The organism is Sphingobacterium sp. UBA1498, from assembly GCF_002325125.1.
Taxonomy (GTDB): domain Bacteria; phylum Bacteroidota; class Bacteroidia; order Sphingobacteriales; family Sphingobacteriaceae; genus Sphingobacterium.
The window spans coordinates 45,145-57,763 of sequence record NZ_DCRG01000039.1 but is presented as its reverse complement, the minus strand read 5'-3'; the positions used below and the strand labels follow the sequence as shown (position 1 = coordinate 57,763).

Below are 12,619 nucleotides of genomic sequence, written 5' to 3'. Positions count from 1 at the left end.
AAACAGGATTTCTCATGAAAGTTACTGTTTTTCTGCTCTTTGATTTTTAGATAATCCGTCACATTTAGCTCTTATTATCAGGCAAATTTCCGAGGTGGCTGTACCGCTTTCGGTATTCTGAGGGCGAACAACCAAAGATTTTGGAAAAATGCTGTCTAAAATGTTTGATATCCTTAAAACCTACTTGATAAGCGGTTTCATTAATATTCGTTTTATTATTAATCAGCAACTGCGCGGCGCGGCGCATCCGGATATAACGGATAAATTCATTGGCAGATTTACCTGAAATAGACTTTATTCGTCTATACATATTGGAATGGCTCATGCCTAGCTCCTCGGCAAGCATTTTTACCGTAAAATTTTCATTCAACAAGTGCTTTTCAACCACCGCTATAGCCCGTTGGAGAAAATCTTTAAAGGCCGTCGGAACCTGATGATCTTTCGACTGCAACGTGATCTCACTGTAAAAATAGGTATGCAACCTATTTTTGTTTTCTATCAAACTTTCCACACGTGCCACGAGTAACTCTTTATCAAAAGGTTTAACGATATAGTCATCTGCTCCAACTTCAATCCCTTTTAATTTAACATCAAAAGACGCACTTGCAGTTAACAAAATAATAGGGACATGGCTGCGTTTTGTATTGCTCTTCATATGTTTGCAGAGATCGATTCCAGAGTCTCCACCCATCATGATATCACTGATGACGATACTTGGTTCTATTTTTTCTAACAGAGTTATTGCCATTTCTGCACTGTCTGCTTTAATAACCTGATATTTGTCAGAAAAGACTCCAGCAATATAGTTTAACATATCTTCATTATCATCTACAATTAGTATTTTCTCCTGCATATCATCTTCATACCACTCGTCAAGTGGTTGTCGTTTTTTTGGATAGATTGAAGGTGTATGCTCAAGCTTATCTTCTTCCGCAGAAGAAAGATATCCATAAGCAGCCTGTTGTAATTCGACAGTTGGCCCCACCGTCGCTGAGCTGACCTGATGAATCGGCAATCGTATTGTAAAAGTAGCTCCAGCTTTTGGATTTGCAGTATATTCCAATTTACCTTCGTGCAGCGTAATAAATTTTTTCACAAAAAACAGTCCTATTCCAAAACCATCTGCGCTTTGGTTGAATAGGTTAAAATTACGTTTAAAAGGTTTAAAAATTTCTTCTGTTAAATGGGTTGGATAACCCTGTCCAGAATCGATGATATCACAGATCAATTCGCTTTCTAGGCGCCTCACTTTAACAGCGACAGATCCTCCTTTGTCTGTATATTTAAGCGCATTTTGAAGTAAATTGATGAAACAGATCTCCAGTTTTTCATAATCTGCATCTACAGTTAGTTTTTCAATAGCTGTTTCAAATGAGTACGTGATATTTCGAGAACTGGCCAATTGCCTAAAGGACTCAAAGGCGTCTCGCCAAACCTGTATAATGTCAAAAACCTTACTGTCGAGTTCGTCTAAATTGCCATCGGATTTTCTAAACAAAAGAAGTTTATCCGCAAGGTTTAACAATCGCTTGGAATGACTGTAAATAGACAGTAGCTCGTCTGATTCCGTCATATTCTTTTTTGACTTGACGACAATATCCTTGATCGGATTTACAATAAGGGTCAATGGAGTCCTGATCTCGTGGACAATATGGGTAAAAAATGCCAGTTTATCTTCGATTAATTCGTGTTCTTTATCACGTTCAAACTCAGCAGTCTTTACTTTAAAGAGCAACAATGCTTTATTCTCCCTATACCTATTATAAAACAAGAGGACCGCAGCGAGTAGCAAAAAGTATCCTAAATATGCCCAAAAACTTCGGTACCAAGGAGGCAAAACTTCTATACCGATAATTCGTTCCGCCGGATTCCATTCGCCATTTGCATTGGTTGATCTAATATGTAATTTGTATGTACCCTCTCTGAGATTAGAATAATAGGCTGTACGCTGTTTATTGACGTAATTCCAATCTTTGTCCCAGCCTTCCAAATAATAGGCGTAGTCGATCCTATCCGAAAAACTAAAGTCTAATGCTGCATAGGAAAACGATAATACAGCCTTATCAAATGGTATTTTTAGACGCTTCACATCATTTAAAGGAATTTGCTTCTCCTGCCCACTTTGGTCATATGGTATATTATCGATACTTAATCGGGTCAATTTTAATGAAGGAAAACTGGTCTCAAATAATACATCCTTCGGTCTGATGATATTGAAACCACGGATGCCTCCAAAAATCAGCTGATCATCGCGTAATTTGATAGCAGCGTTGTAATTAAATTGGTTACTTTGGAGACCGTCTGACTGGTAGAAGTTTTGAAATGTCTTTTTTCGTAAATCCAATTTGGAGAGTCCGTCGAGTGAAGATATCCACATGTTACCTTGTGCATCCTGTAAGCCATTTAACAACGTATTACTAACAAGTCCATCCTTTTCGGTATAGCGCTTATAGTTCATTGTATTTAAGTTCAGATGTAAAAGTCCGCCCCCTTCAGTGCCAAGCCAGAGAAAGCCATTTTCTGTTTGTTGGATAAAACGAATTGGAGTACCGATCTGATAACTCTTGTATTTCATCGTACGTAAGTCCAGTCGAAATAAGGAATTCCAGGATCCCATCCACAAGGTAGCATCCTTATCTTCGTAAAACGTCAACACGTCATTTATTGGTAAATCGAGATATTTAAACTGATCTGTGATGGTATCTAAGCGATAGACATTTCCATTGGCAAGGGTTGAAGCCCAAAATGTACCCCTACTGTCTTTAAATAAACGCCATACAGCATTATTTGCGTAAGGCGTATTCGGATAGTAACAGCTATAATGCTTTATTTCGCCTGTTTTTGTGTTTAATTTAACAATTCCCGTATCGTAAGTTCCAATCCACAACTGGTCATTTTGATGCTGAATTAAGGATGTTATAAAAGAAGGTCTGCTCTGCAGAGGAGCTGAATAGGTATAATTCACCAAAGTGCCTTTCGATATACTCCATTTATATAATCCATCCCCATCAGTTCCTATCCAAATATGATCTCGATCGGCCTGCTCGAATGATAAAATAAAATCGGCCGTATTTACCCGTTGGCTATTGGGAATAAGTTTAAATGACTGAAATCTTCTTTTTACCGGATCCACAATATTGACTCCACCCCTTAGAGTGCCAATCCAAATCCGATCGTCTTTATCCTCCCATACAGCAAATACAGATCGACTGGTTAATTGTTGTTGATCAAATCCGATGTACTCTTCGAAAGTTTCTGTCGTGGGGTTAAATTTTTGAATGCCCGCCCCATCTGTACATATCCACAGCTTTTTGTCTTTTCCAAAATAAAGGTTAACGATAGCTTTTCGATAAGTATCGTAACTATATCGTTCAAGCACGCCCGTTTTTATATGATAACAACTAATTTTCTGATAATTGGCAAACCAAACATCTCCAATCGTTGACACAGCCATTGTAGTCGACTGGAAATCACCTTCTTTTACAATTGAAAAACTGTTCTTTTTGCTATCATAATAAGCCAAACCAAGATGATCTATTATTGCCCAAATTCCAGCATCAGCTGCTTTGCAGATAGCTGAAACACGATAGTCGAAATCCTTTTGGCCAGCATATTGTAAAGGTATCCTATTCGCAATACTTCCATCCTTCGTTTCCTCAATTTTAAAAAGTCCTTTAGATCCGCCTTGCACAAATAACTGACCTAGCATATCCCTCTCTATCTGATGGATCGGAAAATTTAGAAGTTTATTTTCTCTTTGCGAACGCACCAACACTTGCTTACAAACTGTACGATTGGCATCTATCACTGCCAATCCACTTTTGGTCGCTACATATAACTGAGCGGAAGCACTTTCGGCGATAGCCGTTACACGATTGTCAGGAATTGTATTATTCGATAATGGATCATTTTTAAAAACTTTAAATTCATACCCATCGTAACGATTCAGGCCGTTGGATGTTCCAAACCACATAAACCCATCCCTATCCTGAAAGATAACCGTTACAAAATCGTTTGAAAGTCCTTTATCAATGCCTAAATAAGCAATGGATGATTGACACCAGACAACATGAATCGGCAAGAATAACCCGAGAAGGATCAAGTAGACAGTTTTCATAAGAAGATTATAATTGTTTTAGCGACACTTAATTTACGAAAAAACTGGTGGATCGACAAATTCGAGTTACACTATTTATGATCCGATGTGCGCGCTCTTAGGTCGATGTGGTAATTGGGCGCTGGTAATGGTCTAAATACCGCTATTTTATCTTATTTTTTTGCCAATACAAATGAAAAAAGCGAGGATAAGACCTCGCTTTTTATCGACCTGTTGATAACAAAGTCCGATTTTATCGGACTCGTCCATTCATAATCCTACCTATAAACTACATTCGGGATAGGTTTATACCTACCATTAAATCCGCTGCGACAACTTCTAAGAGGTATTACTTCAATCTCTGTAAGCGTTCTTTCGCTGACGGAACAATATCATCATCCTTCTCATAGTTTTCAATAACACTTTTCAATGTACTCTTTGCCTGGAAAGTATTGCCTTTGCGCGCATAAGCATCTGCAAGCAATATAAAACTCTTGGCTACCCAATATTCTTGTGCTCCCCTATTGTTGATAACGTCAAAAGCAGTTTCCAATGCTTTATCGTATTCCTTACTATCATATTGCAGTAGCGCCACGCGGTAACGCGCCTCTGCACCAACAGCTGACTGGCTTTTCAGCGCAGCCAAGTTGAACTCTTTCAAGGCAGACGCGACGTTCTTTTCTTTCAGTAACGACCTTCCGTTGTATAAATAGGCTTTTGCAATTTCCTCCTGAGTTGCCCCCGCATAATTCTTAATCAAATTCACGTATTTGGCCACCTGTTCCATATCACCAAGTTCGAAATAACACACCATCAGGTTGGTTACCGCATACCCATAGTTCTTTTTATACTCCTCATTGAGTTCTAATTTTTTCAGGTGCACAATAGCCTCATTGTATTCCTTGAGGCCTAGATATAAAGCAGCCACTGTTAACAGGGTATTCTCCGTATACTTACTCGTCCAGTCGTTCAGTATCATATTCAGATCGTGCAGCGCTTCCTGCGGGTGGCCTATACGGTAAGAACTTACACCGCGGATATAACGCGCGAATTTCTCCTGTTTAGGTTTTGGAAATTTGTCGAAATAAGCGTTGATAGCTTCCACAGCTGCACCATACTCACCCCGGGCAAAGAGCGAATGGGCTGCCTGGAAAGCCATATTATCCTGCTCTGCAGGACTCAGATTTCCTACATTAGTACCTACGGCGTAACGAATATAGCTCGAAGCGTCTCCCTGATCAAGGTAAATATTTTCAATAAAACGCATAGCCTGCTCCGCCTCAGCAGTTCTGGCATATTTCTCCACTACTTTTTGGAACGTAACTTTAGCTGCTTCGGGTTCATCATTGTTGTACTGCACAAGCCCAATGGTCATTAGGGCGCGAGGAATATAACTACTACGGGGGTACTTTTCAATCATACCTTGCAATCCTTTGAGTGCATTATCATAATCTCCCATCGTAAAATAGGTATAAGGGATTTCAAAGGCGGCATCATCCGCATAATTAGAAGAGGGGAATTGCTTCAGCACGGAACGTAGCGTACTCATCTTCTTTTCATTATCGCCTTGCAGACCAAAGATGATACCACGTTGGAAAAAGGCATAGTCCTGATTAGGCGCTTTGCTGTTGATCAGCTGGTCATAATATTTGTTTGCCCGGCTGTAGTCGCGCAGACAAAGATACGAATCACCCAGTCGGGCGATGACGTCATACCGTATATCCTGATCTACTGTACTTCCACCGGCAGTTAGAAAGCGTTCAAAATAATCTGCCGCCAACGCAAAACGATTATTTCGATAGGCTGCATAAGCAAGTCCATAATTGGCATAATTGTATACTTCACTATTCCGAGCAGCGGGCAAACCTAGGAACCTGGAAAAGTTCTCTACTGCTTCCCCGAATTTGCGGACTTCGTACATTGCCTCAGCCTTCCAATAGGTGGCAAGTGCAGCCATCTCAGCATTTGCTGGAAACTTTTCCGATCGCATAAACATCGATATGCTGTTTTCGAAAGCGCGCTCGTTATAAAACTCCAGTCCGCGGTAGTAGGTTACCTTTTGATAGATCGCATTGACCTCTCGCCCGCGCTCTTTAAGCGATTCCAGCATACTGACGCCGGCATGGAAGTTGGTGGTCCCACGTAGAATTTCAGCGGATAGTGTTTCGGCACTTTCCTTTCCTTTTAAACCCGGATCGACAGGTTTCACTTCTTGGGCAATATATTTTTCAAGGACTCTTTGCGCAGCTTGGGTAGAATCCATTTCGAGCAGAACTTTGGCATAGTTAAACAGCGCATCGGCTTTCACCTGTCGATCGAGGTCTAATTTTGTCACTTTCACAAAGGCATCTCGGGCAGCTTGTTTATTGCCGGTTTCCAAAGCAATGTGGCCTAAAGTCATAATTGCACCCTGATAAAAGGCGTCCGAAGATTTCATTGCCTCCAGCATACCGCTTGCTCTTTTGTATTCGCCGGCTCCATAGGCCAGGTAGCTGATGCGATAATTATCAATATTACTTTGCGATGCGTCTGGATGACGTTTCATCAATTCATGATAATACGCTTGTTTATATTTTTGCTGCGCTAAATAAGTGGTGGTAGCGATCTGACGTAATTCTGTCTCTATAGCGTCGCGATTGATACGCTTCATATCTGGGCTCCGACGTACTTTGACGGCATCGGCCAGCATAGGCCTGTAGTCGCGTACAACCTCAATGGAATCCATCGTCTGAACTTCTCCGCTACTTCTTTGCTCAATGTGTTGCGGCTTCTCTTTTCTATCTTTCTGCTGTTTTTCTACTTCCTGCGCATACCCCGTAGCCAGCAAAGCCGAAAGCGTCCCAGTAAACAGGTATTTTAGGTAATTATGACCGATTTTTTCTTTCAATATCATTATTCATCCGTATTTCTGAATTTTTCCAAACGTTCCCTTGCCGAGGAGACAATAGGGTATCCCTAATCAGTGTATTCAAAACTAAAGAATTCAAACCACATTTGGTAATTTCAAATCTGAGATACTTCATTTCAAGGATTTACAACCCGACCTGCTGCCCCATTGCCCAATCGGCAATCGTCCTTATACAATAATGGAGCCAAGAAGAAAAAATAAGAATCACATCAGTCATGTGGTGCTACAACCTATACTGCTGTTAGCAATAGGCTTATTGATACGAATGGAATGATTTTGACACTTGCCAACTGCCACTCTCATACACCAAAGTCACTAGGTCAGTCATGGTAAAGCTGTCAAATTTCAATACAATTTTTGCAATCATATAATCTGCAGATTTTTCGACGATCTTGATATGCGTTTTGCAATTCAAAATTTCACCCTGTTGTTTATTCAAACATTCAATCACCGCACGGCGTCCATAGGTATGTATAGTGGAAGTATGAATTTTTTGACTGAAATCTTGGGCAAACAATTGCTCTAGACCAAAAGATGCTCCGGCAGTAGTTACCGCAACATAATGCTGCAAGGCGAATTGTGCTGTGGAGAGATTAATAGAAATTCTTTCTGATTTTGATACTGGTTTTTCAGCGGCCATGGCAACTGATGATAAGGCGATTAAAGCTGCTACTGTGAATGTTTTTACGAATCCTTTCATACTATCTTTTTGTTCAATTGTGTTAGTTTATATCCTCTTCCTTGTTGATCCGAAACTACAGATCAATATGCCGCTAACCCAAAGACTTTAGACCAAAGGTCTTTTAATCTCGGTGAATGACGGAAATGAAGAGGTGAATATAAGAACCATGTTAACTGCTGCATGCCAAATACTATACCAGTAGCTACAATAAAAACATTTGTGCCTCTCAGCACATTTAAAGGCATTTTCAAGACCCTCTACGAAAAAGAAAATGTGCGCATACGAACAGTTTCAAAATAAATTGTTCGCATGCGCACACTGCATGAAAACCTGGCAAAAGATTGATGATTACCGCCTGTTGACCAAATTGATTTATTTCGTTTTCTTAATTGGTATATCGGCTGATAGCGCAAAAAAATTGTCCGGAAGTTGCTTTGCTTCAATTTTTCGGGCAATAGACTCCATTTTGAATTGCTCATTATCAATCACAATTTTCAATGGAACAGACTTGGCTTTTGCTAAATAGTAGTTCCAATTTCGATAACTATGCATCTGATACTTAGTAAAATCAACAGGGTATTTTGATGTGTAGAAATAGGTTGTCTGCCCTCCTTGCGTCTTTAAGGTCAAGGCATCACAATCTTCCCCCAATATTTTCTCTTTATTTTTAATCAGCTCATAACTCACGATTGCATCCGACTGCACATTGGCATCAAACCAATAAAGGGTATCTGATCGGCTCGTCTTATTGTACAGTCTATTGGTCTCACTAATATAGAGCTGTACGGTGATACCAGCTCCATTTGTTAGCGATTTGTAATTTCCCGATTTGATAAAACACGTTTGCTCGTCGCCTAAAAGAAAACGCATCTGTTCGCTGGAAATCGTGGAGTTTTTACTTTGAAAGATGTTTTGATAAATAATTTCTCCTTCAAATGCCTTTTGAGAGTATGTTTTCCCTATGGCGGCTAGAAATAATAACGATAATAATAAATAATTGATGTTCATTTGCTTAAAAATGATATTGAGCACAAAAAGATTTGTTCAATTTACATCTTTTCTTCATGCTTCAGGGTAACTTTTCATATGCGCTACGTCTTTTTCATTATTCGTTATATAAATAGGAGTTTTAGCTATTATTTCTTGTTTGATGTATCATTGATATTTCTATGCTATTCCTTCGGAGCTTCTCTGCCAATTCTTTGTTCTTTGTTCGGGCCTTCTTTGAGCTTGGTTTGGGCTTTGTTCGCTTATTTACTGCCGTTTGCTTGCTGTTTCTCCGTTTATTCTTTGCTGTTTCGTTGGTATTTCTCTGCTTATTCTCTGCTTATTCTTTGCTGTTTCGTTGGTATTTCTTTGCTGTTTCTCTGCGTATTCTTTGCTGTTTCGTTGGTATTTCTTTGCTATTTCATGGGTAGAAAAGCAAAGAAACAGCAAGAGAACATCCACGAAGAAGTTAACTTTGTACCTACCAAAAGCGAGTATAAGCTCCAAAATTAGCAATACAAATTAACATACACACCTATTACCCTCCCGAAACTTAGAAAGCAATTCATAAGCTCAACGGCAAAAACCAACTGTTCACAATAAAAAAAAGTCGCATCGGAAGATGCGACTCAGTAACTAGTTAATTAAAATGATCTTTTGCAACACGGGACACTACAATTATTCTACTGGCTTTACAACAAAAGAGAAGGAATAATTTTTGTAAGGCAACGTATATTCCTGAAGCGGCCATGCTCCCCAGCTATTGACTCCTCCCACTCCCATCTGTTTAAGGTCAATATTAAGCTGCGTTTGCTTCCTCTTAACCAGGTCGGCAGCATGACGCTGCTGACGCTTGAGACCATCATCCAAATCTTTGTCAAAATAATGCAAAGCACTCATGCTAAACGTCGAATCTCCCGTAAACAACAATCCACGGCCACGTTTATTTTTTATTTCCATCCATCTAACGTCCGTCTTATTACCTGTCTCCTGTGGCATTACATAGGGAAAATACTGCTGATCCACCGTCTGTTTATAAATTCCCACAGGTGATGAAAAATTACGGTCAATGTAGTTTTCCTGCGGTCCCCTTCCATAGTAATTGATGGTTTCAAAGCCTGAAGGCAGGATCCATTGCATACCGAAACGTGGAAGAACAGCTACCTTTTTTGTGGTATCAGCAAGGAATGACTGAGAAATACGCATTTCACCCGATTGATTAATGCAATATTTCATTTCCAACTGTCCATACACTTGCGGCATTTTATAGGTAGCATCCACATACGCTAGATTATTGACAACTGTTGATTTAATTTCAATCAATTCAATAGAATCTGAAACCTGCTTCCAAGACTTCAATTTTTCCGGTGTATTTGCCCCAAAGTCATTATCATTCGGTGCACGCCAGAAATTACTCTTAAATGTGGTATGCTCATCAACAAAAGCCTGCCCTTTAAATTGATATCTCGTTAGCCATCCTGACTTAAGATCAAACTCAATTAGCAGATCCTTGGCCGACACGATGAGATTTCCATCTTTTCGCTCAGTATTGATTTTTCCTTGTGCTAAAACGGCGGTCTTAGGCCGAAAAACACCTCCTAAAAATAACTGTTCAGTTGCTATAATATGCCCAGTTGGAAGTAAGGCCTCGGCTTTTTTCAGTCGATATGTTAGATTCAGAAACTTTTCGCCAGATTCTACGCTTTGATAAGGAATAGATAGCACCGCAGATTGTTGCGGCGACACATTCAAATTCTTGATTAGCCCAGATTCAGTTTTTTTCCCATCAACTATAATTTCCCATTGAAGTTCAACATTTTCAAGCCCTCTAAAAAAGCGCTCGTTGTAAATTGATATCTTTTTTTCACCCAATAAACTAGTATGAATATCCTGATATACTTTTTTCATTTCCCATGCATGGGGATAGGGAGTTCTGTTCGCGTAAAAAATTCCTTTAGAAGCATAATTCCAGTCCGTGATAGCTTCTTTAGGTTCGTAATCTCCGCCATAGGTATATACCGTATCTCCTTTAGCATTGACTTTAATAAAACATTGATCCACAAAATCCCAGATATATCCACCTTGAAATATCCCTTTGTTTGCCCGAATGATATCCCAATAATCCTTGAAATTTCCCAACGAATTTCCCATGGCATGTGCATATTCACATTGAATAAAAGGCCTTTCCGGCTTAGGGTTACGGGCTGCATAATTTTTCATCGCAGATGGACTGGCATACATAGGCACCACTAAATCTGTATTCCAGTCAAATCTTAATTCGCCATAATTATTCACGGCCCTTTCGTATTGTACCGGACGGCTGGTATCGAGCTCTTTCATTCGGAGGTAAGCCCGGTAGAAGTTATATCCATTTCCGGCTTCATTGCCCATGCTCCAAATAATGACACTTGGATGATTCCGATCTCGCTGAATAAGACGTTCAACACGTGCCACATGCGCTTTTTCCCAGCTCGGCCTATTGGCCATGGTATAGGACAGATCATAGCCCATACCATGTGATTCGATATTAGCTTCGTCGATCACATACAGACCGTATTGATCACAGAGCTGCAACCAATACTCGGCATTAGGATAGTGGCTGGTACGAACGGCATTGATATTGAATTTCTTCATAAGTTGTATATCCCGCAACATACTCTCTTTTGAGATCACATGCCCTGAGACGGGATCTGTCTCATGTCTATTTATTCCTTTAATAAGAATAGGTTGTCCATTCACCAGCAACTGCCCACCTCTAATCTCAATAGTACGAAAACCGAACCGCAGTGGAATGACCTCGATTGTTTTGTCCTGATGGTCTATAAGCTTAACAACTACCTGATATAAATTCGGTACCTCAGCAGACCACAGTGCAGGACTATCTACTGTCTGCTCAACATTTATTTCCTGTCCCGAAACTTTGACAGCTTTACTTGATATCACCCGGCCATTCTGCTGCAGCGTGATCTCTGCCTTTAAATTCTCCTGATTAATCCGGTTAAAAATGAGTTTGGTTTTTAAGACTCCTTTATCAAAAGAAGCATTGAGTGTTGGTGATAGTTGAATATCACGCACATGTAGCGGTTGTCGCATCAGCAAATAACAGTCACGCGTGATTCCGCTTAAACGCCACATATCCTGATCTTCCAAATAATTGGCTACCCCCCAACGCATAACACGCATGGTAATCAGATTTTTTCCTTTTCTTAAATACTTCGTTATGTCAAACTCAGATGGTAATTTACTATCCTCACCATATCCAACATATTCGCCATTTACCCAAACAGATAAATTAGATTTAGCAGCTCCAATATGTAGAATAACAGGCTTCCCCTGCCAATCCGCAGGAATAACTACCTCGCGGCGGTACACCGCAGTAGGATTAAAATCCATCGGTACAATGGGAGGATTCGGCTTCCCGATCAAATAGGTAAACTCAAAACCTGAAGTAGTATACATCGGAAAACCGTATCCATTGAGTTCCCAATTAGCGGGCACCTGAAAATTGTCCCAATGACGATCGTCATAAGTTAATGATTCAAATTGAGCTGGCAACTGAGACGGGCTATTAACCCATTTGAATTTCCACGAACCATTCAAACTTAAATAAGAAGAGGATTCACGCCAATCGTAGTTGCTAATTTGATCTGTATTCGGAAAGGTTACAAAATCGGTATGCATGGGCAGTCGATTTTCTTCAGTAATCGTTTCATCCAACCAAGGGATCCCTTTTCGGATAACCGTATCTTGCTGTTCTTTTTTGTTTTGCTCATGCGTCAAAGTCACACTGGACTGCGCATAGCCCAACACGGTGACAATACTAGACAGAAAAATAAGCGTGAATTTAGTCACTATTTGCATTTCTTATATTTTTAGGGATAACAAATTAATTCGAAACGGCAGATTTGTCTGGCCTAATCGAACTTGAATAGATTGATGCGGCCAA

At 40.0% G+C, this 12,619-nt stretch carries 5 protein-coding genes; all 5 read right to left on the bottom strand.

Features of this window, described 5'->3' with window-relative positions; genetic code table 11:
* Positions 1-64: 64 nt before the first annotated feature.
* The 5 genes from B3139_RS20580 to B3139_RS20560 all read right to left on the bottom strand — a co-directional run bounded on the left by B3139_RS20580 (position 65) and on the right by B3139_RS20560 (position 12,534).
* Complete coding sequence (locus tag B3139_RS20580) at positions 65-4,117, bottom strand: hybrid sensor histidine kinase/response regulator transcription factor (RefSeq protein WP_293885418.1); 4,053 nt, start codon at positions 4,115-4,117, stop codon at positions 65-67.
* Positions 4,118-4,445: 328 nt separating this feature from the next.
* Entirely contained in the window at positions 4,446-6,989 is a 2,544-nt protein-coding gene (locus B3139_RS20575) for a tetratricopeptide repeat protein (RefSeq protein WP_293885416.1), read from the bottom strand.
* Positions 6,990-7,257: 268 nt separating this feature from the next.
* The gene (locus tag B3139_RS20570) at positions 7,258-7,704 is read right to left on the bottom strand and encodes a nuclear transport factor 2 family protein (RefSeq protein WP_293885414.1); all 447 of its coding nucleotides are present in this window, start codon (positions 7,702-7,704) and stop codon (positions 7,258-7,260) included.
* A 354-nt stretch (positions 7,705-8,058) separates the two neighbouring features.
* Positions 8,059-8,694, bottom strand: coding sequence for a hypothetical protein (locus B3139_RS20565; RefSeq protein ID WP_293885412.1), 636 nt, complete (start codon positions 8,692-8,694; stop codon positions 8,059-8,061).
* A 657-nt stretch (positions 8,695-9,351) separates the two neighbouring features.
* Positions 9,352-12,534 carry a glycoside hydrolase family 2 TIM barrel-domain containing protein gene (locus tag B3139_RS20560; protein WP_293885410.1) on the bottom strand — a complete coding sequence of 1,061 codons (3,183 nt, stop codon included), beginning with the start codon at positions 12,532-12,534 and terminating at the stop codon, positions 9,352-9,354.
* Positions 12,535-12,619 lie beyond the last annotated feature (85 nt).